This window comes from Pseudomonas sp. LAM2023 (assembly GCF_016620375.1).
In the GTDB taxonomy this organism is placed as follows: domain Bacteria; phylum Pseudomonadota; class Gammaproteobacteria; order Pseudomonadales; family Pseudomonadaceae; genus Aquipseudomonas; species Aquipseudomonas anuradhapurensis.
In genome coordinates this window covers 182521-207925 of the sequence record NZ_JAENHV010000023.1, presented here as the reverse complement: position 1 = coordinate 207925, position 25405 = coordinate 182521, and the positions used below count along the sequence as shown (strand labels likewise).

The following is a 25405-nucleotide window of genomic DNA, read 5'->3' as shown; positions in this document are numbered from 1 at the left end:
AGGCCGCTCCTACAACAGGCGTGCATGTTTGCGGATATGAAAAAGGCGCCCTCAGGCGCCTTTTTCATTGCGGTTGTCACTCAGCCAATGGCTTTGGACGCCAGCCAGAACAGGCCAGCCGCCAGGCCCATCGACGCCGGCAGGGTCAGGACCCAGGCCAGCAGGATGGTTTTCACGGTGCCGCCTTGCAGGCCGCTCTTGTTGGCGACCATGGTGCCAGCCACGCCGGACGACAGCACGTGAGTGGTCGATACCGGCAGGGCGAACACGTTGGCCATGCCGATGGCGCAGGCCGCAGTAATCTGCGCCGACATGCCCTGGGCATAGGTCATGCCCTGCTTGCCGATCTTCTCGCCAACGGTCAGCACCACGCGCTTCCAGCCAACCATGGTGCCCAGGCCCAGTGCCAGGGCGACTGCCACGATCACCCAGAACGGTGCGTATTCGGTGGTGGCGGTCAGGTCCTTGCGCAGTTTTTCCAGGTCGGCCTTTTCACGGGCCTCCAGGCCTGGCAGCTTGCCGACCTTTTTCGCGGTGTCGTCCAGGCACAGCAGGTAGCGGCGCACTTCAACGCGTTTTTCAGCATCCAGGCTGTGGTAGTCGGTCACGCCCTGCAGCGAAGACTGCAGCGCGGCGATGGTCGGCTCGGTCTGTTGCGGGTTGCAGCTGAACTGCTCCGGCAGGTCGCTGGCATTGGCCTTGCCCAACGCCAGGAACTCGCCCAGGGTGGCGGCATTGCGCTGGTAGAACTGGCTCATGTGCAGGGTGGCGTCGCGGGTACGCTCGATCTGGTAGGTGGTGCTGTTCAGGTCGAGGACGAACTTGGCCGGGACGATACCGATCAGTACCAGCATGATCAGGCCGATGCCTTTCTGGCCATCGTTGGAGCCGTGCACGAAGCTCACGCCCATGGCCGAAACCACCAGTACCAGGCGGTTCCAGAACGGCGGGTGCTTCTTGTCGTCGAGCTTGCGGCGCTGTTCGGGGGTCTTGTGCATCTTCGACAGCGGGCGCCACCACTTCAGGCCGATCAGCACCAGGGCTGCGACGGCGAAGCCGGCCATCGGCGAGACCACCAGCGACATGGCGATGTCGATCGCCTTTTGCCAGTTGACGCCATCACCAAGCGGGATGTCGTTGATCAGCGCGTTGGCCAGGCCGACACCAAGGATGGAGCCGATCAGCGTGTGCGAACTGGAGGCCGGGATGCCGAAGTACCAGGTGCCCAGGTTCCAGGTGATGGCCGCAGCCAGCAACGAGAAAACCATGGCCAGGCCGTGTCCGGTGTTCACGTTGATCAGCAGCTCTACCGGCAGCAGGTGGACGATGGCATAGGCCACCCCGACACCGCCGAGCAGAACGCCAAGGAAGTTGAACACGCCGGAGAAGAACACGGCGAGGTGCGGCGGCATGGCTTTGGTATAGATGACGGTGGCTACCGCGTTGGCGGTGTCATGAAAGCCATTGATGAACTCGAAGGCGAGTACGAAGGTCAGGGCGAGCAGCAAGCTCACCAGTACCCAGGCATCCAGTCCGCTGAATAATTCGATCATGAAGGTTGTCTGGCGGTCATAGGGGGGCGGGATTATGCCAGAAAACCGCGGCAATCGATGCATCTGCTACAGACCGATGGCAGCCTTCCGGCGGTGAACTGAATCTGCGCGGGGAGCCGAGTGCCCAGGGAAATGTCGGCCAAAACGCTTGAAACAGGGCAAAAAATGGCAAAAGCATGAGGAAAATGCCGCTTTTGAATCATTCAAACGGCTGTATGAAATTTGTGTAATTCCATTTCACTCATCGGCTTGGCGGTAAAGATCAAGCGTGCCCGGGCTGGCCGGGCGACGACCCGCTGCTGGCGAGGCCGTGCTCAGGGATTATCGCTGCGCAGTTCCTTTTCCATGCGTTCCAGTTCCTGGCTGAAGGCCTGGTCACGCACGCTGGCACGCTTGCGCCAGGGTTTGCGTTCCGGATCCGGTTGTGCGGCGTAAGTCGTGACTTCACCACCGTAGACGTCCTTGTAACGTTCAGCCTGGCGCTCGAGTTCTGCGCGCAGTTCATCTTTCGTCACATGCAGTACCTGATATTAAGTTTGATGACTGTTTGTCATGCGCAGTGCAGTGTGCGCATGCGTGCTGGCCACGCTTGCGTGATACAGCGGAAGGTTCATTGCCGCGGCAGCGCCATGGCCTGCGCAAGCGATTATAGCAATCGCCATTTCGCCGGACATCGTTATTTACCCAACCGTGACATATCTGACATTAACTAATGAACGCTACCCAACAATAGCCTGCACTCTTCGTACAAGTTCGAAAGGCAAGGCGGATAAAAGTTCGTTCCGGTACAGGCGTGCGAGGGGGCGGGCATGCAATGAAAAACGGCCTCGCCTGAAAGGCGAGGCCGTTGCCTGGGACTTCTACGGTGGGTACCTGACCAGTCTCTCCAAAGAAGCCACAAGTGGCCTGAGAAAGGTATAAGCAAAAGTGTCAGCGGTCAATTGCGATTATCGGCCGTTTGTTCGATAATCGCACGAGCTGGCGATTTTTTTGAGGTATGCAATGAGCGACGAAACCCTGGCCAACGATTCCGTCAATCCAGAGTCGGCCACTCCAGAGCAGGCACGATCTGTCTCGACAGCCCTGGCTCCACCGATCGTGGCTTCCCCGGCCAAGCGCATCCAGGCCTTTACCGGTGACCCGGACTTCATGACCTCCCTGGCCCGTGGCCTGGCCGTGATCCAGGCTTTCCAGGAGCGCAAGCGCCACCTGACCATCGCCCAGATCAGCCACCGCACCGAAATTCCCCGGGCTGCGGTGCGCCGTTGCCTGCATACGCTGATCAAGCTGGGTTATGCCACCACCGACGGGCGTACCTATTCGCTGTTGCCCAAGGTGTTGACGCTGGGGCATGCATACCTGTCATCGACGCCGCTGGCGATTTCTGCCCAGCCTTATCTGGATCGCATCAGCGACCAGTTGCACGAGGCGGCCAACATGGCCACCCTCGAAGGTGACGATATTCTTTATATAGCCCGCTCAGCCACGGTGGAGCGGCTGATTTCGGTCGATCTGTCGGTGGGTGGGCGCTTGCCCGCCTACTGCACCTCGATGGGGCGCATCCTGCTGGCGGCGATGGACGATACCAGCCTGCGCGAGTACCTCGAGCGCGCCGACCTGAAGGCGCGCACCAGCCGTACCTTGCACGACCCCGAGTCGCTGTTCGCTTGTATCCAGCAGGTACGCGCCCAGGGCTGGTGCGTGGTCGACCAGGAGCTGGAGCAGGGGCTGCGTTCGATAGCGGTACCGGTGTATGACGCTTCGGGGCAAGTGTTGGCGGCGTTGAACGTGAGCACGCATGTGGGGCGGGTGACGCGCAGCGAGCTGGAGCAGCGCTTCCTGCCGATTCTGCTGGCGGCCAGCCGCGACCTTTGCCACCAGTTGTTTGGTTAAGCCCGCTGCGGGCGCTTTGCGCCCGGCCTGCCGGCAAGCCTGGCTCCGACAGGTCAGCGCCAGCCCGATATTTCCCGACAACCTGTGGGAGCCGCGCGATTGCGCCGCAAAACGGCCGCTTTCAAATTTAGAACAGGCAAAACCCTTTCCTGTGCGATAAACGCACAGTGTCGTTCGCGACGAATTGCTTCACCTCCGCCCGCTGATTAATGTCTCTCGCAGCGGTCGGCCGTGCTGACCGAACAAGAAAAATACAAGAGGCACTTAGCAATGAATACTGTCCCTTCGCTGGCGCGGCCGCACCCGCGCGCAGTCCCGTTGTATCCAGGCTGACGCAAGCCGCTTTCTCGCAATGATTGCCTTCTGTGCCGGTTTACCGTGTGCAGTGGCGTGGCTGTGCCCTCATTCTGGATAACAATAATGAACCAAGTGCAATCCAACGTCGGCAAAAGCCTCGACGTCCAGTCGTTCATCAACCAGCAGCCGCTGTCCCGCTATCAATGGCGGGTGGTGCTGCTGTGCTTCCTGATCGTCTTCCTCGATGGCCTGGACACCGCGGCCATGGGCTTCATTGCCCCGGCCCTGTCGCAGGAATGGGGGATCGACCGGGCCAGCCTCGGCCCGGTCATGAGTGCCGCATTGATCGGCATGGTGTTCGGCGCCCTGGGCTCCGGCCCGCTGGCCGATCGGTTTGGCCGCAAGGGCGTACTGGTCGGGGCGGTGCTGGTGTTTGGCGGCTTCAGCCTGGCATCCGCCTACGCCACCAACGTCGACCAGTTGCTGGTGCTGCGTTTCCTGACCGGCCTGGGCCTTGGCGCGGGCATGCCCAATGCCACCACGCTGCTTTCCGAATACACGCCCGAGCGTCTCAAGTCGCTGCTGGTAACCAGCATGTTCTGCGGCTTCAACCTCGGCATGGCCGGTGGTGGCTTCATTTCCGCCAAGATGATCCCGGCCTACGGTTGGCATAGCCTGCTGGTGATCGGTGGTGTGCTGCCGTTGCTGCTGGCGCTGGTGCTCATGGCCTGGCTGCCGGAGTCGGCGCGGTTCCTGGTGGTGCGCAACCGCGGCACCGACAAGGTGCGCAAGACCTTGTCGCCGATCGCCCCGCAGGTGGTGGCCGAGGCGGGCAGCTTCAGCGTGCCGGAACAAAAGGCGGTGGCCGCACGCAACGTGTTTGCGGTGATCTTCTCCGGCACCTATGGCCTGGGCACCGTGCTGTTGTGGCTGACCTACTTCATGGGCCTGGTCATCGTCTATCTGCTGACCAGCTGGTTGCCGACGCTGATGCGCGACAGCGGCGCGAGCATGGAGCAGGCTGCTTTCATCGGCGCGCTGTTCCAGTTCGGTGGCGTGCTGAGCGCGGTCGGTGTGGGTTGGGCCATGGACCGCTTCAACCCGCACAAGGTGATCGGCATTTTCTATCTGCTGGCAGGGGTGTTTGCCTACGCCGTGGGGCAGAGCCTGGGCAACATCACCCTATTGGCTACCCTGGTGCTGGTTGCCGGCATGTGTGTGAACGGGGCGCAGTCGGCCATGCCGTCGCTGGCGGCGCGCTTCTACCCCACGCAGGGCCGGGCCACGGGGGTTTCGTGGATGCTGGGCATCGGCCGTTTCGGGGCGATTCTCGGGGCCTGGAGTGGCGCGACGCTGCTGGGCCTGGGCTGGAGTTTCGAGCAGGTACTGACGGCGCTGCTGGTACCGGCAGGGTTGGCGACCATTGGTGTGATCGTGAAAGGTTTGGTGAGCCACGCTGACGCGACCTGATGTGACGGCCTGATCGCCGGCAAACCGGCTCCCACACGAGTGCGCCGACCGCCGTACCTGTGGCAGCTGGCTTGCCGGCGAAGGGGCCGCTACCGGTAACGAAAGGAGATAGGTAGGGATGCAATAATTGGTTCGATAATCGAACAAATAGTCGATTATCGGATTGTCAGCCCCCCGCGAGCCTCCTTAATCTGAGCTTACCGAAGCATCCTGACCAGGAGTCTCCAAATGGCCGCAATTCTCTCGCTTCACGAGGCCGTGAAGCAGTTCATCCAGGATGGCGATACCGTCGCCCTGGAAGGTTTCACCCACCTGATCCCGACCGCCGCTGGCCACGAAATCATCCGCCAGGGCAAGCGCGACCTGACCCTGGTGCGCATGACCCCCGACCTGATCTACGACCAGCTGATCGGTGCCGGTTGCGCCAGCAAGCTGATTTTCTCCTGGGGCGGCAACCCGGGTGTCGGTTCGCTGCACCGCCTGCGGGATGCCGTCGAAAAGCAATGGCCACATGCCATCGAGATTGAAGAACACAGCCACGCCGACCTGGCCAACGCGTATGTTGCCGGTGCCTCCGGCCTGCCCTTCGCGGTGCTGCGTGCCTACGCCGGTTCCGATCTGCCGAAGGTCAACCCGCTGATCAAGAGCGTTACCTGCCCGTTCACCGGTGAAGTGCTGGCGGCGGTACCGTCGGTGCGCCCGGACGTGACCGTCATCCACGCGCAGAAGGCGGACCGCAAGGGCAACGTGCTGCTGTGGGGGATTCTCGGTGTGCAGAAGGAAGCTGCCCTGGCCGCCAAGCGTTGCATCGTCACCGTCGAGGAAATTGTCGACGACCTGCAGGCACCGATGAACGCCTGCGTGCTACCGACCTGGGCCCTGAGCGCAGTGTGCCTGGTGCCGGGTGGGGCACACCCGTCCTACGCTCACGGCTACTACGAGCGTGACAACCGCTTCTACCAGGCGTGGGACCCGATCGCCCGTAGCCGCGAATCGTTCACCGCCTGGATCGACACCTACATCCGCGGCACTGCCGATTTCAACGAATTCAAGGCCAGGCTGGCCAGCACTGCGGAGGCCGCACAATGAGCTACTCCACTTCCGAAATGATGACCGTCGCCGCAGCCCGGCGCCTGCGCAATGGTGCAGTGTGCTTCGTCGGCATCGGCTTGCCGTCCAAGGCCGCCAACCTGGCGCGCCTGACCTCGTCGCCTGACGTGGTATTGATCTACGAATCCGGCCCGATCGGCGCCAAGCCAAGCGTGCTGCCGCTGTCGATCGGCGACGGTGAGCTGGCCGAGACTGCCGATACCGTGGTGCCGACCGGCGAGATCTTCCGCTACTGGCTGCAGGGTGGGCGCATCGATGTCGGTTTCCTGGGCGCCGCGCAGGTCGACCGCTTCGGCAACATCAATACCACCGTGGTCGGTGACTACCACGCCCCGAAAACCCGCCTGCCGGGTGCCGGCGGCGCACCGGAGATCGCCGGTTCCGCCAAGCAGGTGCTGATCATCCTCAAGCAGTCTCCGCGTGCCTTCGTCGACAAGCTGGATTTCATCACCTCGGTTGGCCACGGTGAAGGCGGCGACTCGCGCAAGCGTCTGGGCCTGCCAGGCGACGGCCCGGTCGGCATCATCACGGACCTGTGCATCATGGAGCCGGAAGCCGGCACCAACGAGTTCGTCGTCACCGCCATCCACCCAGGTGTGAGCCGTGAGCAGATCATCGCTGCCACTGGCTGGGCGATCCGCTTTGCCGACGATGTGCAGACCACCGCCGAACCCACCGAAGTCGAGCTGTCCGCCCTGCGCGACCTCGAAGCCCGTACCGCCGCGGCGCATGGCCAGGCGGCAGGAGAAGCCTGATGCGCGACGTATTCATCTGTGATGCCATTCGTACCCCGATCGGCCGCTTCGGTGGCGCACTGGCTGGCGTGCGCGCCGATGACCTGGCCGCCGTGCCGCTGAAGGCGCTGATCGAGCGCAACCCGAGCGTGCAATGGGAACAGCTCGACGAGGTGTTCTTCGGCTGCGCCAACCAGGCCGGTGAAGACAACCGCAACGTGGCGCGCATGGCACTGTTGCTGGCCGGCCTGCCGCAGAGCATCCCCGGCGTCACCCTGAACCGCCTGTGCGCTTCGGGCATGGATGCCATCGGCACCGCCTTCCGCGCCATCGCCAGCGGTGAAATGGAGCTGGCGATTGCCGGCGGCGTCGAGTCGATGTCGCGTGCCCCGTTCGTCATGGGCAAGGCCGAGAGCGGCTACTCGCGCAACATGAAGCTCGAAGACACCACCATTGGCTGGCGTTTCGTCAACCCGCTGATGAAGAGCCAGTACGGTGTGGATTCGATGCCGGAAACCGCCGACAACGTGGCTGACGATTACCAGGTTTCGCGCGCCGACCAGGACGCCTTCGCCCTGCGCAGCCAGCACAAGGCCGCCGCTGCCCAGGCCGCCGGGTTCTTTGCCGAAGAGATCGTGCCGGTGCGTATCGCCCACAAGAAGGGCGAAACCGTTGTCGAGCACGACGAACACCTGCGCCCGGAGACGACCCTGGAAGCCCTGGCCCGGCTCAAACCGGTCAATGGCCCGGACAAGACCGTCACCGCTGGCAACGCTTCGGGTGTGAATGATGGCGCTGCGGCGCTGATCCTGGCATCGGCCGAGGCGGTGCAGAAGCACGGCCTGACCCCACGTGCCAGGGTCCTGGGCATGGCCAGCGCCGGGGTCGCGCCGCGGGTGATGGGCATCGGCCCGGTGCCGGCGGTGCGCAAGCTGACCGAGCGCCTGGGGCTGGCAGTGCCGGATTTCGATGTGATCGAGCTTAATGAAGCCTTTGCCAGCCAAGGTCTGGCAGTGCTGCGTGAACTGGGCGTGGCCGACGATGCGCCACAAGTGAACCCCAACGGTGGCGCGATCGCCCTGGGCCACCCGCTGGGCATGAGCGGTGCGCGCCTGGTGCTGACGGCGCTGCACCAGTTGGAGAAGAGCGGCGGGCGTAAAGGCTTGGCGACCATGTGTGTGGGCGTTGGGCAAGGGTTGGCGTTGGCCATCGAACGGGTTTGACCTGTACCGGCTTCTTCGCGGCCATGCCTGCTGTCACAGGGGAACCACGCCTCCTGCTGTGGGTGTGGGCATGCCGGCGAAGAGGCCGAACCTTAGACACGAGGCCAAGGCGGAACGAGCGTGTTACCAGGTGTGTCTAGAATTACCTGCGACCCTCCAGGAGTGAACTCACCATGACTTCAACCTATTACACCGGCGAAGAACGCAGCAAACGCATCTTCGCCATCGTTGGTGCCTCTTCAGGCAACCTGGTGGAATGGTTCGACTTCTACGTCTACGCCTTCTGCGCCATCTACTTTGCCCCGGCTTTCTTTCCCTCCGACGACCCTACCGTGCAGTTGCTGAACACGGCGGGCGTGTTTGCCGCAGGCTTTCTGATGCGCCCCATTGGTGGCTGGATCTTCGGCCGCCTCGCTGACCGCCATGGTCGCAAGAATTCCCTGATGATCTCGGTGCTGATGATGTGCTTCGGCTCGCTGATGATCGCCTGCCTGCCCACCTATGCCAGCATCGGCACCTGGGCCCCGGCATTGCTGTTGCTGGCCCGCCTGATCCAGGGCCTGTCGGTAGGCGGCGAGTACGGCACCACCGCCACCTACATGAGCGAAGTGGCCCTGCGCGGCCAGCGCGGTTTCTTCGCATCGTTCCAGTACGTCACCCTGATCGGCGGCCAGTTGCTGGCGGTGCTGGTGGTGGTGATCCTGCAGCAGTTGCTCACCGAGGACGAGCTGCGCGCCTGGGGCTGGCGCATTCCGTTCGTGGTGGGTGCCATCGCCGCGCTGATCTCACTGATGTTGCGCCGCTCGCTGCACGAGACCAGCAGCGCCGAAGTCCGTCAAAGCAAGGAAGCCGGCACCATCAAGGGCCTGTTCAGCAACCACGCGGCGGCCTTCATCACCGTGCTCGGCTATACCGCCGGCGGCTCGCTGATCTTCTACACCTTCACCACCTACATGCAGAAATACCTGGTGAACACCGCCGGCATGACAGCGAAGAACGCCAGCTACGTGATGACCGGTGCGTTGTTCCTGTTCATGGTGCTGCAGCCGTTCTTCGGCATGCTCTCCGACCGCATCGGCCGGCGCAATTCGATGCTGCTGTTCGGCGCCCTGGGCACATTGTTCACGGTGCCGCTGCTGATGGCGTTGAAAACCGTGACCAGCCCGTTCATGGCCTTCGTGCTGATTACCCTGGCGCTGTGTATCGTCAGTTTCTACACCTCGATCAGCGGCCTGGTGAAGGCCGAGATGTTCCCGCCGCAGGTGCGTGCGTTGGGTGTGGGCCTGGCCTATGCGGTGGCCAACGCGGCGTTCGGCGGTTCGGCCGAATACGTGGCCCTGGGCTTGAAGACCCTGGGCATGGAAAACACTTTCTACTGGTACGTGACGGCGATGATGGCGATAGCCTTCCTGTTCAGCCTGCGCCTGCCGAGGCAGGCGGCGTACTTGCACCACGATGATTAAGGACGTGGCATGACCAACCAACTGTTCGACGCCTACTTCACCGCGCCGGCCATGCGCGAGATATTTTCCGACCGCGGCCGGCTGCAAGGCATGCTCGATTTCGAAGCGGCACTGGCCCGTGCCGAAGCTGCAGCCGGGCTGGTCCCGCACAGCGCCGTCGCGGCCATCGAGGCGGCCTGCCACGCCGAGCGCTACGACGTGCGCGCACTGGCTGACGCGATTGCCAGCGCTGGCAACTCGGCAATCCCGCTGGTGAAGGCGTTGGGCAAGGTGATTGCCAGTGGCGTGCCCGAGGCCGAGCGCTACGTACACCTCGGCGCCACCAGCCAGGATGCGATGGATACCGGCCTGGTCCTGCAGCTGCGCGCGGCCCTCGACCTGATCGAGGCTGACCTGGCCAGGCTCGCCGATACCCTGTCGCACCAGGCCTTGCAGCACGCCGATACGCCGCTGGTGGGGCGCACCTGGCTGCAGCACGCCACACCGGTGACCCTGGGTATGAAACTGGCGGGTGTGCTGGGCGCCTTGACCCGCCACCGACAACGCCTGCAGGAGCTGCGCCCACGCTTGCTGGTGCTGCAGTTCGGTGGCGCCTCGGGTAGCCTGGCGGCCCTCGGCAGCAAGGCAATGCCGGTGGCCGAAGCCTTGGCCGCTCAGCTCAAGCTGACTTTGCCCGAGCAACCCTGGCATACCCAGCGCGACCGCCTGGTTGAGTTCGCCTCGGTGCTGGGCCTGGTCGCCGGGAGCCTGGGCAAGTTTGGCCGCGATGTCAGCCTGCTGATGCAGACCGAGGCGGGGGAGCTGTTCGAGCCTTCCGCGCCAGGCAAGGGCGGCTCCTCGACCATGCCGCACAAGCGCAACCCGGTGGGTGCCGCTGTGCTGATCGGGGCGGCGACGCGCGTGCCGGGCCTGGTCTCGACGCTGTTTGCCGCCATGCCCCAGGAGCACGAGCGCAGCCTGGGCCTGTGGCATGCCGAGTGGGAAACCCTGCCGGATATCTGCTGCCTGGTCTCCGGTGCGTTGCGCCAGGCCCAGGTGATTGCCGAGGGCATGCAAGTGGATGCCGCACGCATGCGCGCCAACCTCGACCTGACCCAGGGGCTGGTACTGGCCGAGGCAGTGAGCATCGTCCTCGCCCAGCGGGTGGGCCGCGACCGCGCCCACCACCTGCTGGAGCAATGCTGCCAGCGCGCCGTGGCCGAGCGGCGTCACTTGCGTGCGGTGCTGGGCGACGAACCGCAGGTCAGTGCCGAACTGTCTGGGGAAGAACTCGATCGCCTGCTCGATCCTGCCCATTACCTGGGCCAGGCCCGCGTCTGGGTGGCCCGCGCCGTATCTGAACATCAACGTTTTACTGCCTGAAGGAGACCGCTGTGGCGCACTTGCAATTGGCCGATGGCGTTTTGAACTACCAGATCGATGGCCCGGAAAACGCCCCGGTGCTGGTCCTGTCCAACTCGTTGGGCACCGACCTGGGCATGTGGGACACGCAGGTCCCGCTGTGGAGCCAGCACCTGCGGGTGCTGCGCTACGACACCCGTGGCCACGGCGCATCGCTGGTCACGCAAGGCCCCTACACCATCGAACAGCTGGGCCGAGACGTATTGGCCCTGCTCGACGGCCTGGACATCGCCAAGGCGCACTTCGTCGGCCTGTCGATGGGCGGCCTGATCGGCCAGTGGCTGGGCATCAATGCCGGCCAGCGCCTGCACAGCCTGACGCTGTGCAACACCGCCGCCAAGATTGCCAACGACGAGGTGTGGAACAGCCGGATCGACACCGTGCTCAAGGGTGGCCAGCAGGCCATGATCGACCTGCGCGACGCCTCCATCGCCCGCTGGTTCACCCCGGGGTTTGCCCAGGCCCAGCCAGCCCAGGCCCAGCGCATCTGCCAGATGCTCGCGCAGACCAGCCCGCAAGGGTATGCCAGCAACTGCGCGGCGGTGCGCGATGCCGACTACCGCGAGCAACTGGGCCGTATCCAGGTACCAACGCTGATCGTGGCCGGTAGCGAAGACGTGGTGACCACGCCTGAACACGGCCGCTTCATGCAGGCTGCGATCGAAGCTGCCGAATACGTCGACTTCCCGGCTGCGCACCTGTCCAACGTCGAGGTCGGCGAGCCGTTCAGCCGCCGCGTGCTCGACTTCCTGCTGGCTCATTGAGGATATCGGCATGGACGAGAAACAACGTTACGACGCCGGCATGCAGGTACGCCGGGCAGTGCTTGGCGATGCCCATGTGGACCGCAGCCTGGACAAGCTCAACGATTTCAATGGCGAGTTCCAGGAAATGATCACCCGCCACGCCTGGGGTGACATCTGGACCCGCCCGGGCCTGCCGCGCCACACGCGCAGCCTGATCACCATCGCCATGCTGATCGGCATGAACCGCAACGACGAGCTGAAGCTGCACCTGCGTGCAGCAGCCAACAACGGCGTGACCCGCGACGAAATCAAGGAAGTACTGATGCAGAGCGCGATCTATTGCGGCATTCCGGCGGCCAACGCCACCTTCCACCTGGCCGAGTCGGTGTGGGATGAGCTGGGGGTGGAATCACGTAGCTGACCCCTGCGCGGTTGAGCTGCGCCCCGGATGTTGGGTACCTGTCCATCATCAAGGGCGCCGATCAGCTAGCTGTAGGAGCGGCCTTGCGTCGCGATGGGCCGCAAAGCGGCCCCAGGATCTCAGCTTCGCAACCGCATCCCAGCTTCGCAGCCAATACCGCCGGGGCCGCTTCGCGGCCCATCGCGACGCAAGGCCGCTCCTACAACGAGCGCGCCACAACCGGGCCTGCGTTGCGCTCCACGGCCTGCTTCAGGGCCGGGCACAGGCCCAGCATGAACGCCGCTTCCGCCACCACGAACAGCGGCCCGATGATCAAGCCGCTGATGTCGTCGACAAACGCCGGTTTGCGGCCTTCGTAGTAATGGCCGACGAACTGGATGATCCAGCCCAGCACGAACGCTGCCAGCCCGCTGCCGAGCCACAGCGCCGTGGACTGTACTGCCAGCACCTGGCCGACCCACAGGCAAAGCCCCAGCAGCACGCCCATCACCAGCCCGAAGCGCAGGTCCAGGCGCAGGTAGAACCATACCGCGGCTGCCGCTGCCAGCATCGCCGGAGACAGCCACATGCCGGCCACGTCCCAGCCAGGGCGTGACAGCAGGATGGTGACTGCCAGTACGATCAAGGGAATGCCCACGAAGTGGGTGGCGATGTTGCGTGGGTCGCGGTGGTAGCTGGCGTATTGGCTCAGGTGGTCGACGAGGTTCTTCATGTTGTGCCTCCCTGGTTTGCCGGATCGGGGTGAATTGCCGGCACCGGCCTGTTCTCACAGGGTTCGCTGGAAACCTCGTGGCAGCGGGGTTAGCCGCGAAGCGGCCGGTGCAGCAACCGATATAGCTCAGGATAGACCGCTGCCACCACCATCATCAGCCAGGCGAATGGCAGTGGCCCGCACTGCCGTATCCAGCCTGTTCAAAGCAGGTTCAGCGGGTAACTTACAATCAACCGGTTCTCATCGAACGCGTTGGTGCTGAAGTCCCGGCGCATGGTGGAGTTGCGCCATTTCAGCGACAGGTCCTTGAAACTGCCCGATTGCACCACATAGGCCAGTTCGGTTTCCCGCGCCCATTCCTTGCCGTCGTCTACCCCGCCTGCGGTGACGTTGTCACCCTTGATGTAGCGGTTCATCAGGGTCAGGCCGGGCACGCCGACGGTGGCGAAGTTGAAGTCGTAGCGTACCTGCCAGGATCGCTCCTTGGCATTGTCGAAGCTGGAGTTGTAGCTGTCGTTGGCCAAGGTGCCGCCGCTGGTGCCGTTGACCCGCATCCAGGCGTTGTCGCCGCTGACCTTCTGCAGGCCGACATAGAAGGTGTGGCCTTGGTAGCGTGCCGAAAGCAGCGCCGAGGCGGTGCGGTTGTCCAGTTCGCCGGCGCGTTCGGCACCGTCTTCCTTGCCGGTGAAGTAGCCCAGGTTGGCGCCCAGGGTCCAATCGCCCAGCGGCTGGCTGTGCACCAGGTTGAGGTACTGCTGACGGTAGATGTCCTTGAGCTGCGCATCCCACAGGCCAATCATGGTGCGCTTGTCGTTGAAGGTGTACTCACCACCGGCAAAGTTGAAGCGGTCGGAGGTGAACGCCGCCTTGCCGTTCAGCGACATGTCTTCCATGCTGGCGTCGTTGCGCGGGCTGTTGCCGCGGAACTGGCCGGCATACAGGGTCAGGCCGGCGATTTCCTTCGAGGTCAGCTGGCCACCGCGGAAGGTCTGCGGCAACGAGCGGCCGTCGTCCGAGCGCAGGATCGGCAGTACCGGCATCCATTCGCCGACCTTCAGCTCGGTTTCGGACAGCTTGGCTTTCAGCGCTACGCCCAGGCGGCCGAAGTCATCGGCAGGGCGGCCATCGTCGTGCACCGGCAACAGGTGGGTGTTGGTGGTGCCTTTGCCGCCGTCGAGCTTGACCGAGTACAGGCCCAATACGTCCATGCCGAAACCGACGGTACCCTGGGTGAAACCGGAGCGGGCGTCGAGGATGAAGCTTTGCGTCCATTCCTCGGCCTTGGCCTGCGGGTGGGCCGGGTCGACGAAGTTGCGGTTGATATAGAAGTTGCGCAGGTTGAGGGTGGCCTTGGCGTCTTCCATGAAGCCACCCTCGGCGGCGAACAGCGGGAAGGCGCAGGACATGGCCAACAGGCCTGGCAGCAGCTGGCGTGCGGGTTGCAAAGTGCTCATCTGTCGTCGATCTCTTGTTTTTATGGGCGAGCCGGTGTGCTGCAGGATGCGGCCTGCAGGTGCGGGTCTGTGGGATGAACCGGGGCAACGTTGCGTGGCGAGGATGGTGCGGGGTGGGGCGGGGCTGAGGCAATTCGCCACAAACGGAAACGGGCGATAATCGAACGGAATGTTCCGGTTGGTTAATTGTTTTCCTGTGCAGGCCTCTTCGCGGGCTCGCCCGCTGCCACAGGATTACCACAGCCTGTGAAACGGTGGTGATTCTGTGGCAGCGGGCGAGCCCGCGAAGAGGCCAGAGCAGGCAACAGAAAACAAAAAGCCCACCGCGAGGGTGGGCTTGATGCTGTTGCTGTCTCGATCAGCCTTGCGGTGCTTCCACCGAGGCCTGCTGGTTGGCCTGCCCGGTCTGCTCGTACCAGCCACCGCCAAGCGCCTTGTACAGGTTGACCTCGCTGGTCAGCTGCGAAAGGCGGTCGCCGATCAGGGCTTGCTGGGCGCTGAACAGGTTGCGCTGAGCATCGAGGAAGGTCAGGTTGCTGTCGATACCGATGCGGTAGCGGCGTTCGGCCAGGCGGTAGTAGTCCTGGTTCGCCTGCACCAGGTCGCGTTGCGCCTGCAGCTGCTCTTCGAAGGTCTTGCGCGCCGCCAGGCCATCGGAGACTTCCTGGAAGGCCGTCTGGATGGTTTTCTCGTACTTGGCGACGTTGATGTCCTTCTGGATCTTCGAGTAGTCCAGGCTGGCCTTCAGGCTGCCGGCGTTGAAGATCGGCAGGTTGATCTGCGGCTGGAACAGCCAGGTACCTTGGCCACCCGAGAACAGGTGACCCATGTCCGGGCTCAGGCTGCCGGCATTGGCGGTCAGGCTGATGCTCGGGAAGAACGCTGCACGGGCCGCGCCGATGTTGGCGTTGGCGGCCTTGAGCAGGTGTTCGGCCTCCTGGATGTCCGGGCGCCGCTGGAGGATGTCCGACGGCAGGCCGGCCGGTACTTCGGCCAGCTGGTCGGCATTGAGCTCCAGTGGTTTGGGCAGGTCGGCGGGGATGCCGGTGCCCAGCAGCACGGTCAGGCTGTTGACGTCCTGGGCGACCAGGCGCTGGTACTGCGAGTACTTGACCCGGGCGCCTTCCACGGCGGTGCGCGCCTGGCTGACATCGAGTGCCGAGGCGACGCCGACTTCATTGCTGCGACGGGTGAGGTTGTAGCTTTCCTCGTAGGTCTTCAGCGTTTCTTCGGTCAGCTTGAACAGCGCCTGGTCGGCCTGCCAGGTGTAGTAGGCGTTGGCCACGCTGGCCACCAGGCTGATCTGCGTGGAGCGCCGCGCCTGTTCGCTGGACAGGTAGGTTTCCAGGGCCTGCTCGGTCAGGCTGCGTACGCGGCCGAACAGGTCCAGCTCGTAGGCACTCACGCCGAGGGTGGCCGAGTACTGGCTGCTGATGCCGGCTTCACCGGTTTGCGACATGTTCGCCGGCACCCGTTGGCGGCTGCCGCTGCCGTTGGCGGAAACCGCCGGGAACAGGTCGGCCCGCTGGATGCGGTACTGTGCGCGATAGGCATCGATGTTCAGCGCCGCCACACGCAGGTCGCGGTTGTTCACCAGCGCGGTCTGGATCAGCTGTTGCAGCGCCGGATCGTGGAAGAACTGGCGCCAGCCTTGTTCGGCAGCGGCAACGTCCGCCGACTGGGTCGGCGAGTAGGCAGGGCCTTGCGGCCACTGCGCGGCCACCGGCGATTCCGGGGTTTGGTAGTCAGGGATCAGCGAGCAGCCGCCGAGAATGAAAGCGGTTACCGCCAGGGACAACAAAGACTTGGTCATTGCCCAGCCTCATAACGTGGAGTTTCAGGGGTGGCGTCCTGTTCCGGCTGTTTGCTGCCGAACAGCGACGACACTGCGACGAAGAACAGCGGTACCCAGAAGATTGCCAGTACGGTCGCACTGATCATGCCGCCGATCACACCGGTGCCGATGGCGTGCTGGCTGCCGGCGCCGGCGCCACTGGCGATGGTCAACGGTACCACGCCGAGGATGAACGCCAGCGAGGTCATGATGATCGGGCGCAGACGCATGCGGCATGCCTCGATCGCTGCGTCGTACAGGCTGCGGCCTTGTTCGTGCAATTCCTTGGCGAACTCGACGATCAGAATGGCGTTTTTCGCTGCCAGGCCGATGGTGGTCAACAGGCCGACCAGGAAGTACACGTCGTTGGACAACCCGCGCAGGCTGGTGGCGATCAGTGCACCGATGATGCCCAACGGCACGACCAGTACCACGGCGATCGGGATCGACCAGCTTTCATACAGGGCTGCCAGGCACAGGAACACGAACAGTACCGACAGGGCGAACAGCGCCGGCATCTGCGAGCCGGAGAGCTTTTCCTCATAGGACATGCCGGTCCACGAGTAGCCGATACCGCTAGGCAGTTCGCCGGCGATGCGCTCGACTTCGGCCATGGCTTCACCGGTACTGTAGCCAGGTGCCGGTGCACCCAGGATTTCCATCGCTTCGACGCCGTTGTAACGCGACAGCTTGGGCGAGCCGTAGGTCCATTCGCCCTTGGCGAAGGAGGAGAACGGCACCATTTCGCCGGCGCCATTGCGCACGTACCACTTCTGCAGGTCTTCCGGGCTCATCCGCGCGTTCGGTTCGCCCTGGATGTACACCTTCTTGACCCGGCCACGGTCGATGAAGTCGTTGACGTAGCTGGCACCCAGGGCAATCGACAGGGTGTTGTTGATGTCGGCGATGGTCACGCCCAGGGCGCTGGCACGCTCGTCATCGATGGTCAGCTGGTACTGCGGCTCGTCGTTCAGGCCGTTCGGGCGCACAGCGCTGAGGATCTTGCTCTGCGCGGCCTTGGCCAGGAACTGGTTGCGTGCTTCCATCAGCTTGGCATGGCCGACACCACCACGGTCCTGCAGGAACACGTCGAAACCGGTGGCGTTACCCAGTTCCAGCACCGCAGGCGGGGCGAAGGCGAACACCATCGCATCGCGGAAGGTGAAGAAATGCTGCTGGGCACGTTGGGCCAGGGCGAACACGCTGTTTTCCTTGGAGCGTTCATCCCACGGCTTGAGCATGATGAATGCCATGCCCGAGCTCTGGCCGCGGCCAGCGAAGTTGAAGCCGTTGACGGTGAACACCGACGCCACGGTGTCGGCTTCGTCCTTCAGCAGGTACTCGCGCATCTGGTCGACCACCACCTGGGTGCGCTCGGCACTGGAGCCGGCCGGGGTCTGTACCTGGGCGAACAGCACGCCCTGGTCTTCTTCCGGCAGGAACGCGGTCGGGATGCGGGCGAACAGCCAGATCATGCCGACCACGATCAGTGCATAGGCCAGCAGGAACGGCGCCTTGTTGCGCAGGATGGCACCTACGCTGCGCTCGTAGCCGGTAACGCTGCGGTCGAAGTTGCGGTTGAACCAGCCAAAGAAGCCGCGCTTGGCCACATGGTGCTCGCCCTTCTTCAGCGGCTTGAGCATGGTGGCGCACAGTGCCGGGGTGAAGATCAGCGCCACCAGCACCGACAGGCCCATGGCCGAGACGATGGTGATCGAGAACTGCCGGTAGATTACGCCGGTGGAGCCGCCGAAGAACGCCATGGGCAGCAGTACTGCCGACAGCACCAGGGCGATACCCACCAGGGCACCCTGGATCTGCTCCATCGAGCGCTTGGTCGCTTCCTTGGGCGGCAAGCCTTCCTCGGACATCACCCGCTCGACGTTTTCCACCACGACGATGGCATCGTCGACCAGCAAGCCGATGGCCAGCACCATGGCGAACATGGTCAGCGTGTTGATGCTGAAGCCTGCTGCGGCGAGGATGCCGAAGGTACCCAGCAATACCACCGGGACGGTCATGGTGGTGATGATGGTGGCGCGGAAGTTCTGCAGGAACAGGTACATCACCAGGAACACCAGGACCACGGCTTCGATCAGGGTGTGGATCACGCCGCTGATCGACTCGGTGACCACCGGGGTGGTGTCATACGGGAATACCGCTTTCACCCCAGGCGGGAAGAACGGTTCCAGGTCGGCGATGGTCTTGCGCAGGGCCTTGGCAGTGTCCAGGGCGTTGGCACCGGTGGCCAGCTTTACCGCAAGACCGGAGGCCGGCTTGCCGTTGAACTGGGCGCTGACTGCATAGTTCTCGCCGCCCAGGCCAACCTGGGCGACGTCACCCAGGCGTACCTGCGAGCCGTCGCTGTTGACCTTGAGCAGGATCTTCTCGAACTGCTCGGCAGTCTGCAGGCGGGTCTTGCCGATGATGGTGGCGTTCAGCTGGGTACCCGGCATGGCAGGCAGGCCGCCGAGCTGGCCGGAGGACACCTGCACGTTCTGCGCGGCCACTGCGGTCTTGACGTCGACCGGGGTCAGCTGGAACTTGTTCAGCTTGGCCGGATCGAGCCAGATACGCATGGCGTACTGGGCACCGAACACCTGGAAGTCACCTACACCCGCAGTACGCGAAATCGGGTCCTGCATGTTGGAGACGATGTAGTTGGCCAGGTCGTCCTTGGACATGCTGCCGTCTTCGGACACCAGGCCGATCACCAGCAGGAAGTTCTTCACTGCCTTGGTGACGCGGATACCTTGCTGCTGCACTTCCTGCGGCAGCAGCGGGGTGGCCAGGTTCAGCTTGTTCTGTACCTGCACCTGCGCGGTGTCGGGGTTGGTGCCCTGCTCGAAGGTAGCGGTAATGGTCATGCTGCCGTCGGAGTTGCTTTCCGACGACACATAACGCAGGTGGTCGATACCGTTGAGCTGCTGCTCGATCACCTGTACCACGGTGTCCTGCACGGTTTGCGCCGAGGCGCCCGGGTAGGTCACGGCGATGGCAATGGCCGGCGGCGCGATGCTGGGGTACTGGTTGATCGGCAGCTTCAGGATCGACAAGGCGCCGACCAGCATGATCACCAAGGCGATCACCCAGGCGAAGATCGGGCGATCGATAAAGAACTTCGACATGGTTTACTCCGCTTTGGCGTCTGCTTTCGCCGCGTTGGCCTGATCGGGGCCTGCGGGTTTCTTGACGTTGGTGGCTTCGCTGACCTTGACCTCGACGCCCGGGCGCACGTACTGCAGCCCTTCGGTGATCAGGCGGTCACCGGGGTTCAGGCCTTCCTCGATCAGCCAGTCGCTGCCCAGGGTACGGTTGGCCTTGAGCTGGCGCAGTTCGACCTTGTTCTGCTGGTTGACCACCAGCGCGGTCGGCGCGCCTTTCAGGTCGCGGGTCACGCCCTGTTGCGGCGCCAGGATGGCGTTGGCGTTGACCCCGGCCTTGAGCCGCGCATGCACGAACATGCCAGGCAGCAGGGTGTGATCGGGGTTGGGGAACAGCGCACGCAGGGTGACCGAGCCGGTGGTCTCGTCGACCGCCACTTCGGAGAACTCCAGGCGGCCTTCCTGCTTGAACAGGCTGCCGTCTTCCAGCACCAGTTGCACCGAGGCGGCGTTGTCACCAGCCTTCTGCAGCTGGCCGCTTTCCAGGTCACGGCGCAGCTTGAGCAGCTCGGCGGTGGACTGGGTGACGTCGACGTAGATCGGGTCGAGTTGCTGGATGGTCGCCATGGCGTTGGCCTGGCCATTGCTCACCAGCGCACCTTCGGTGACCGCGGAGCGGCCGATACGGCCGCTGATCGGTGCCAGCACCTTGGTGTAGCGCAGGTCGATCTGCGCACTCTTCAGCGAAGCCTCGGCCTGCAATCGTTTGGCATTGGCGTCGTCGTATTCCTGTTTGGACACCGCCTGTTCGTCGATCAGCTGCTTGTAGCGTTCGGCCAGCGAGCGGGTGGCCTGCAGGTTGGCCTGGGCATTGGCCAGGTTGGCTTCGTACACGGAAGGGTCGATCTGGTACAGCTGCTGGCCTTCCTTGACTTCGCTGCCTTCCTTGAACAGGCGCTTGAGAATGATGCCATTGACCTGCGGGCGCACTTCGGCGACGCGGTAGGCACTGGTGCGCCCCGGCAGTTCCGAGGTCAGGGTGAAAGCTTGCGGCTGGATGGTCACGACGCCGACCAGAGGAGCCTGCGCCACAGGCGCTGCTTCTTCTTTCTTGCAGCCACTGAGCAGGGATGCCAGGGCGACGGCGGAAACCAGAGCGGTAACGGCTGGCTTGAATTGCATGAGGATCCTCGGGTCGCTGGAGCAGGGAGACGCTCAAGAGTAATGGAAGAATCTTGATCTGGAAAAATTGCTATCCAGTGGATAAATAGCTTGCTAAGGAATATACTTACATTCATGGTTGTTTGTAAATACCGCTGGGTTGTACTTGGGTACTGCCACAGCCCTTGATTAGCTCATCCGCGAGGCGCCCTGCAGAGGTGCTCCGGAGCATTTCCCGTACGCGCCGAGCGTTCGGGCCAGACGAGGTTGGTACTGCCATGGTCCGTCGAACCAAAGAAGAAGCCCAGGAAACCCGCGCCCAGATCATCGAGGCGGCGGAAAGGGCCTTCTACAAGCGCGGGGTTGCGCGAACCACCCTGGCCGATATCGCCGAACAGGCGGGTGTGACGCGCGGGGCCATCTACTGGCACTTCAATAACAAGGCCGAGCTGGTGCAGGCCTTGCTCGACAGCGTGCACGAAACCCATGACCACCTGGCGCGAGCGAGCGAAAGCGAGGACGAAGTGGACCCGCTTGGCTGCATGCGCAAGCTGTTGCTGCAAGTGTTCAACGAGCTGGTGCTCGATGCCCGAACCCGGCGTATCAATGAAATCCTGCATCACAAGTGCGAGTTCACCGATGACATGTGTGAAATTCGCCAGCAGCGCCAGGCTGCGGTGCTGGATTGCCACCAGGGCATCACCCTGGCGTTGGCCAATGCCGTGCGCCGCGGGCAGTTGCCAGGCGAGCTGGATGTCGAGCGCGCGGCGGTGGCCATGTTTGCCTATGCCGATGGCCTGATCGGGCGCTGGCTGTTGCTGCCTGACAGTTTCGACCTGTTGCAAGATGTCGAAAAATGGGTCGACACCGGGCTGGATATGCTGCGCTTGAGCCCGGCGCTGCGCAAATGACACTTTGTTAAGGATTGTTAGGGAGTGTTTCCTCTTTGTATTAAGAGAGGATTAATGCGGCGGCCTTCAGCGGCCGCGCAACTGCCGGTCTGGCAATGCCAATGCGGCAAACAGCCCCAGCACCGCCACCCCGGCACTCCCCATCAACAGCTGCCGGAACGTTTCCAGCAAGCGTGCCTGCGTCTCCAGGTCCACCTCACCGGCCTTGAGGCTGCCCAGCAAGGGATTGCCCAGCGACTCGAACCCGCCTTGCTGCAGCAGGGCCAGCAGCAGGCTGGACATGCATGCCACGCCCATGGCCCCGCCCAGCGAGCGGAACAGGTTGGTGGTGCTGGTGGCGACACCGATGTCCTGGCTGGCCACCGCGCTTTGCGTGCCCACCAGCGAGGTCGGAAACTGCAGCCCGCAGGCAATACCGGTCAGCAGCATGAACAGCGCGCTGAGCCCGCCCGCCTGTGGCGGGGTCAGGGCCATGGCCAAAATGGCCACTGGCATCAGCAGCGCACCGGCCAGGATCTGTGGCTTGTAGCGCCCGGTCCGGCTGGTCAGGCGGCCGCCAGAAAAGGCACCCACGGGCAAGCCCATCACCAGCGGTAGCAGATGCAGGGCAGCGCTGTCGGCACCGGCGCCGGTGATGCCCTGGAAGCGCAACGGCATCAGCATGGTCAGCGAGATCGACTGGAAGCTGGCGAAGAAAATGATGCCCCAGCACAGCACTGCCACACGGTTGCCGAACAGGCTGAGCGGTAGCAGCGGCTCCGGGCAGCGGCGCTCGTGGGCAATGAACAGCAGCAGGCCCAGCCCGGCACAGGCAAACAGGGCCAGTACGGCCGGGTCGGCCCAGGCGTGGCCTTGGCCGACCAAGGTGATGCCCAGCAACAGGCTGCCCAGGCCGAGGATCAATAGGACCGCGCCGAGATAGTCCACCTGCGCCTCGCGGCGTTGCGCCGGCATGCCGCCGAGCGCGCGGCGGATCGCCCACAGCGCGAGCAGTCCCAGGGGCAGGTTGATCCAGAACACCCAGCGCCACGACAAATACGCAGTCAGCCAGCCACCCAGCACCGGCCCGGCGACGCTCGCCACCGCGTACATGCTGCTGAAATAGCCTTGGTAACGGCCGCGCTCGCGCGGTGGTACGAAGTCACCGATGATCGCCTGGCTCACCGAAACCATGCCGCCCGCGCCGATGCCCTGCAGTACCCGGGCCAGCACCAGTTGCGGCATGTCCTGGGCCAGGGCGCAGGCGATCGAGGCCAGGGTGAACAGGCTGATGCCGGTAAGGATCATCCGTCGTCGCCCATACAGGTCGCCCAGTTTGCCGTAGATCGGCACGGCCACGGTCATCGCCACCATATACCCGGAGATGACCCAGGCCAGCAGGCCGACATCGTTGAACTGTGCCGAGATCGCAGGCAGCGAGACGGCGACGATGCTCTGGTCCAGTGCGCCGAGAAAGATCGCCAGCATCAGGGCGGTGAGCACGTTGCGCAGGGTGGTGGGTGGTAGGGCGGCGGTCACGGGAATACCTTGTCTGTGTATGGCGGCCTGTTCGCGGATATCGTTGGGCCTGAGGCCAGCGCCGTACTTGTGGGCGCGGCTCCATACGCGAAAAAGCCCTCGGATTGTAACCTGAGTTAGGTAGCTTCCTATGTACTATCTGCATCCCCTATGCAAGATCGGCATTGGCGCATTCATCCAGTGCTGCATGGCTGCGTGATATCGTTGGTATGCCACAAAGGCTGAAAACCGCGGTTTGCACCAGCTTGGTGCAACATTTTGCCGCAGCTGTTTTGCGCCTTTGTCTCCCACACCTTTTATTCCTCTGCCTGCATGTCGAGCATGACCGCCCAGATGGCGACGGTTGGAACAGGTCAGGTAGACCCGATTACAGGGGTCGGTAGTTACCGTTCGAATTTCAACTCATTTTGCGGAGTGATCATGCCCAAGGCTTCCCATCAAGATCTGCGTTTTGCCTTCCGCGAGCTGCTCGCTTCAGGTGCCTGTTACCACACCGCATCGGTGTTCGACCCGATGTCGGCACGCATTGCCGCAGACCTGGGCTTCGAGGTCGGCATTCTCGGCGGCTCCGTCGCTTCGTTGCAGGTACTGGCCGCGCCGGACTTCGCCCTGATCACCCTCAGCGAGTTCGTCGAGCAGGCCACCCGTATCGGCCGGGTGGCGCAACTGCCGGTGCTGGCTGACGCTGACCACGGCTACGGTAACGCGCTGAATGTCATGCGTACGGTCATCGAACTGGAGCGTGCCGGCGTGGCCGCACTGACCATCGAGGACACCCTGCTGCCAGCACAATTCGGGCGCAAGTCCACCGACCTGATCCCGGTCGAAGAGGGCGTTGGCAAGATCCGCGCGGCGCTGGAGGCGCGGGTCGATTCCTCGTTGTCGATCATTGCCCGGACCAACGCTGGCGTGCTGCCCACCGAAGAGATCATCGTGCGTACCCAGAGCTACCAGAAGGCCGGTGCCGACGGTATCTGCATGGTCGGCGTGAAGGACTTCGAGCAGCTCGAGCAGATTGCCGAGCACCTGACGGTACCGTTGATGCTGGTCACCTATGGCAACCCGAACCTGCGCGACGACGAGCGCCTGGCGCGCCTTGGGGTACGCATCGTGGTCGATGGCCACGCCGCCTACTTTGCCGCGATCAAGGCTACCTACGACTGCCTGCGGCTGCAGCGCGGCCAGCAGAACAAGTCGGAAAACCTCAGCGCCACCGAGCTGTCGCACACCTACACCCAGCCTGAGGACTACATCCGCTGGGCCAAGGAATACATGAGCGTCGAGGAGTGACAGCGCGACCTCTGTAGGGGCGGCCCTGGGTCGCGAAAGGCTGTACAGCAGCCCCGGCATTTTTTTTGATTTTGAACAGGATCCTGGGACCGCTTTGCGGTCCTTTCGCGACACAAGGCCGCTCCTACACCGGCGTCACAGGTCCCTGTCCCACTCCGGTTCGTCGCTGAACCGCTGCACCAGGAAGTCCAGCATGCTGCGCAAGGTCGCCGGCATGTGCTTGCGCGAAGTGTACACCGCATTCAGGTTCAGCTCGCGCGGCTTTGCCTCGGGCAGCAGGCGCACCAGCTCGCCTCGGCGCAGGGCCTCGGCGGCCTGATAGGTTGGCAGCATGGCGATGCCGGCGCCGGCCAGCGCCGCCTTTTGCAGGGTCATCGCCTCGTTGGCGCTGATATTCCCCGCCACGGGCACGCCGACCTGCTGCCCTGCCACCTCGAAATGCCACAAGCTGTGGCCGAAATAGGCATGAGTGAGGCAGTTATGCCGGCTCAGGTCCTCGACCCGTTTTGGCGTGCCGTGTTCGCGCAGGTAGGCCGGTGCCGCGCAGACTGCCGAGCGGCACACGCTCAGGCGCCGGGCGATCAGGTTGGGGTCCAGGTCGTTGCTGGTGCGGATCGCCAGGTCGATGCGTTCGTCCACCAGGTTGACCGTGCGATCGAGCATTTGCAGCTCCACCTTCACTCCCGGGTAGCGCCGAACGTAGGCAGCGACCGCATCCACCAGCTGGGCCTGGCCGAATGAGGTGCTTACGCTGATGCGCAGCGCGCCTCTGGGGGCGTCATCCGGTTGCTGCACCGCGGCTTGCAGGTCGCCAGCCAGTTCCAGCAGTTGTCGGCAACGGGGCAGGGTTTCCTGGCCGGCGGCAGTGAGGCTGAGCCTGCGCGTGGTGCGCTGCATCAACCGCGCGCCAACCCAGTCTTCCAGCTCTGCCAGGTAACGCGACACCACTGGCCGGGAAAGCTGCAGATGATCCGCCGCCGCTGACTGGCTGCCGAGGTCGACGACGGTGACGAAAACACGCATGGCGTTGAGGCGGTCCATGATCTGCCCGATTTCAGAAACAAACTATGTGCGAGGATCGCATTTTTTGGCATGGATCGGGCAACTAAG

Annotated in this window: 20 protein-coding genes; 11 read left to right on the top strand and 9 right to left on the bottom strand. The window is 63.6% G+C overall.

Translation table 11 applies throughout. From position 1 onward, the window contains the following. Window positions 1–80 precede the first annotated feature (80 nt). Both JKP78_RS13875 and JKP78_RS13870 read right to left on the bottom strand, forming a co-directional pair. Window positions 81–1553, bottom strand: a complete 1473-nt coding sequence (locus tag JKP78_RS13875; RefSeq protein WP_170032247.1) for an inorganic phosphate transporter — start codon at window positions 1551–1553, stop codon at window positions 81–83. Between the two features lie 314 nt (window positions 1554–1867). Continuing rightward, a complete protein-coding gene (locus tag JKP78_RS13870) occupies window positions 1868–2068 on the bottom strand; it encodes a hypothetical protein (RefSeq protein ID WP_063913241.1) in 201 nt (66 codons plus the stop codon). 487 nt (window positions 2069–2555) lie between these two features. Here JKP78_RS13870 and pcaR point away from each other — a divergent pair, with 487 nt between their 5' ends. From pcaR to pcaC, 9 genes are all read left to right on the top strand, one after another. After that, complete coding sequence (pcaR, locus tag JKP78_RS13865; RefSeq protein WP_225931900.1) at window positions 2556–3446, top strand: pca regulon transcriptional regulator PcaR; 891 nt, start codon at window positions 2556–2558, stop codon at window positions 3444–3446. Window positions 3447–3866: 420 nt separating this feature from the next. After that, complete coding sequence (locus JKP78_RS13860) at window positions 3867–5213, top strand: MFS transporter (protein WP_200626829.1); 1347 nt, start codon at window positions 3867–3869, stop codon at window positions 5211–5213. Window positions 5214–5441: 228 nt separating this feature from the next. After that, entirely contained in the window at window positions 5442–6302 is an 861-nt protein-coding gene (locus JKP78_RS13855; RefSeq protein ID WP_170032241.1) for a CoA transferase subunit A, read from the top strand. Continuing rightward, window positions 6299–7078, top strand: coding sequence for a CoA-transferase subunit beta (locus JKP78_RS13850; RefSeq protein ID WP_186685253.1), 780 nt, complete (start codon window positions 6299–6301; stop codon window positions 7076–7078). The genes JKP78_RS13855 and JKP78_RS13850 overlap by 4 nt, the downstream gene beginning before the upstream one ends. Then, window positions 7075–8280, top strand: a complete 1206-nt coding sequence (gene pcaF / locus JKP78_RS13845; protein ID WP_200626897.1) for a 3-oxoadipyl-CoA thiolase — start codon at window positions 7075–7077, stop codon at window positions 8278–8280. The genes JKP78_RS13850 and pcaF overlap by 4 nt, the downstream gene beginning before the upstream one ends. Window positions 8281–8453: 173 nt before the next feature. Then, entirely contained in the window at window positions 8454–9743 is a 1290-nt protein-coding gene (locus JKP78_RS13840) for an MFS family transporter (protein ID WP_200626828.1), read from the top strand. Between the two features lie 9 nt (window positions 9744–9752). Next, on the top strand, window positions 9753–11105 hold the full coding sequence (locus JKP78_RS13835) for a 3-carboxy-cis,cis-muconate cycloisomerase (RefSeq protein ID WP_186685251.1): 1353 nt from the start codon (window positions 9753–9755) through the stop codon (window positions 11103–11105). Between the two features lie 11 nt (window positions 11106–11116). Further along, window positions 11117–11908 (top strand): 3-oxoadipate enol-lactonase, encoded by a 792-nt coding sequence (gene pcaD / locus JKP78_RS13830; protein WP_200626827.1) that lies wholly within the window; start codon window positions 11117–11119, stop codon window positions 11906–11908. Between the two features lie 10 nt (window positions 11909–11918). Then, window positions 11919–12311: a 4-carboxymuconolactone decarboxylase gene (pcaC, locus tag JKP78_RS13825; protein ID WP_170032225.1), complete on the top strand. Its 393-nt coding sequence runs from the start codon at window positions 11919–11921 to the stop codon at window positions 12309–12311. A 199-nt stretch (window positions 12312–12510) separates the two neighbouring features. On the opposite strand, the gene JKP78_RS13820 is transcribed toward pcaC, so the two are convergent. The 5 genes from JKP78_RS13820 to ttgA form a co-directional block, all read right to left on the bottom strand. After that, the gene (locus tag JKP78_RS13820) at window positions 12511–13023 is read right to left on the bottom strand and encodes an Mpo1 family 2-hydroxy fatty acid dioxygenase (RefSeq protein WP_186685249.1); all 513 of its coding nucleotides are present in this window, start codon (window positions 13021–13023) and stop codon (window positions 12511–12513) included. Between the two features lie 200 nt (window positions 13024–13223). Next, window positions 13224–14477, bottom strand: coding sequence for an OprD family porin (locus JKP78_RS13815; protein WP_186685248.1), 1254 nt, complete (start codon window positions 14475–14477; stop codon window positions 13224–13226). A 358-nt stretch (window positions 14478–14835) separates the two neighbouring features. Beyond that, complete coding sequence (locus JKP78_RS13810; RefSeq protein WP_170032216.1) at window positions 14836–16290, bottom strand: AdeC/AdeK/OprM family multidrug efflux complex outer membrane factor; 1455 nt, start codon at window positions 16288–16290, stop codon at window positions 14836–14838. Continuing rightward, window positions 16287–19439 carry a multidrug efflux RND transporter permease subunit TtgB gene (gene ttgB / locus JKP78_RS13805; protein WP_186685246.1) on the bottom strand — a complete coding sequence of 1051 codons (3153 nt, stop codon included), beginning with the start codon at window positions 19437–19439 and terminating at the stop codon, window positions 16287–16289. The genes JKP78_RS13810 and ttgB overlap by 4 nt, the downstream gene beginning before the upstream one ends. A 3-nt stretch (window positions 19440–19442) precedes the next feature. Beyond that, window positions 19443–20597, bottom strand: a complete 1155-nt coding sequence (gene ttgA, locus JKP78_RS13800) for a toluene efflux RND transporter periplasmic adaptor subunit TtgA (RefSeq protein ID WP_186685244.1) — start codon at window positions 20595–20597, stop codon at window positions 19443–19445. A gap of 257 nt (window positions 20598–20854) precedes the next feature. Between ttgA and ttgR the strand changes: the two genes are divergently transcribed. After that, complete coding sequence (gene ttgR / locus JKP78_RS13795; RefSeq protein WP_170032208.1) at window positions 20855–21487, top strand: efflux transport transcriptional regulator TtgR; 633 nt, start codon at window positions 20855–20857, stop codon at window positions 21485–21487. 66 nt (window positions 21488–21553) lie between these two features. Here ttgR and JKP78_RS13790 read toward each other — a convergent pair whose 3' ends face one another. Continuing rightward, window positions 21554–23005 (bottom strand): MDR family MFS transporter, encoded by a 1452-nt coding sequence (locus tag JKP78_RS13790; protein WP_200626826.1) that lies wholly within the window; start codon window positions 23003–23005, stop codon window positions 21554–21556. Between the two features lie 420 nt (window positions 23006–23425). Here JKP78_RS13790 and JKP78_RS13785 point away from each other — a divergent pair, with 420 nt between their 5' ends. Beyond that, window positions 23426–24295, top strand: coding sequence for an isocitrate lyase/PEP mutase family protein (locus JKP78_RS13785; protein WP_170032202.1), 870 nt, complete (start codon window positions 23426–23428; stop codon window positions 24293–24295). Window positions 24296–24430: 135 nt separating this feature from the next. Here JKP78_RS13785 and JKP78_RS13780 read toward each other — a convergent pair whose 3' ends face one another. Beyond that, window positions 24431–25336 carry a LysR family transcriptional regulator gene (locus JKP78_RS13780; RefSeq protein ID WP_186685240.1) on the bottom strand — a complete coding sequence of 302 codons (906 nt, stop codon included), beginning with the start codon at window positions 25334–25336 and terminating at the stop codon, window positions 24431–24433. Window positions 25337–25405 lie beyond the last annotated feature (69 nt).

What these genes read in the sequence shown, in the direction of transcription:
- JKP78_RS13780 (WP_186685240.1), bottom strand. Translation starts at nt 25,336, where the DNA reads ATGGACCGCCTCAACGCCATGCGTGTTTTCGTCACCGTCGTCGACCTC.
- JKP78_RS13815 (WP_186685248.1), bottom strand. Translation starts at nt 14,477, where the DNA reads ATGAGCACTTTGCAACCCGCACGCCAGCTGCTGCCAGGCCTGTTGGCC.
- JKP78_RS13820 (WP_186685249.1), bottom strand. Translation starts at nt 13,023, where the DNA reads ATGAAGAACCTCGTCGACCACCTGAGCCAATACGCCAGCTACCACCGC.
- ttgR (WP_170032208.1), top strand. Translation starts at nt 20,855, where the DNA reads ATGGTCCGTCGAACCAAAGAAGAAGCCCAGGAAACCCGCGCCCAGATC.
- JKP78_RS13850 (WP_186685253.1), top strand. Translation starts at nt 6,299, where the DNA reads ATGAGCTACTCCACTTCCGAAATGATGACCGTCGCCGCAGCCCGGCGC.
- JKP78_RS13810 (WP_170032216.1), bottom strand. Translation starts at nt 16,290, where the DNA reads ATGACCAAGTCTTTGTTGTCCCTGGCGGTAACCGCTTTCATTCTCGGC.
- ttgB (WP_186685246.1), bottom strand. Translation starts at nt 19,439, where the DNA reads ATGTCGAAGTTCTTTATCGATCGCCCGATCTTCGCCTGGGTGATCGCC.
- JKP78_RS13855 (WP_170032241.1), top strand. Translation starts at nt 5,442, where the DNA reads ATGGCCGCAATTCTCTCGCTTCACGAGGCCGTGAAGCAGTTCATCCAG.
- JKP78_RS13840 (WP_200626828.1), top strand. Translation starts at nt 8,454, where the DNA reads ATGACTTCAACCTATTACACCGGCGAAGAACGCAGCAAACGCATCTTC.
- JKP78_RS13875 (WP_170032247.1), bottom strand. Translation starts at nt 1,553, where the DNA reads ATGATCGAATTATTCAGCGGACTGGATGCCTGGGTACTGGTGAGCTTG.
- JKP78_RS13785 (WP_170032202.1), top strand. Translation starts at nt 23,426, where the DNA reads ATGCCCAAGGCTTCCCATCAAGATCTGCGTTTTGCCTTCCGCGAGCTG.
- ttgA (WP_186685244.1), bottom strand. Translation starts at nt 20,597, where the DNA reads ATGCAATTCAAGCCAGCCGTTACCGCTCTGGTTTCCGCCGTCGCCCTG.
- JKP78_RS13835 (WP_186685251.1), top strand. Translation starts at nt 9,753, where the DNA reads ATGACCAACCAACTGTTCGACGCCTACTTCACCGCGCCGGCCATGCGC.
- pcaC (WP_170032225.1), top strand. Translation starts at nt 11,919, where the DNA reads ATGGACGAGAAACAACGTTACGACGCCGGCATGCAGGTACGCCGGGCA.
- pcaR (WP_225931900.1), top strand. Translation starts at nt 2,556, where the DNA reads ATGAGCGACGAAACCCTGGCCAACGATTCCGTCAATCCAGAGTCGGCC.
- JKP78_RS13860 (WP_200626829.1), top strand. Translation starts at nt 3,867, where the DNA reads ATGAACCAAGTGCAATCCAACGTCGGCAAAAGCCTCGACGTCCAGTCG.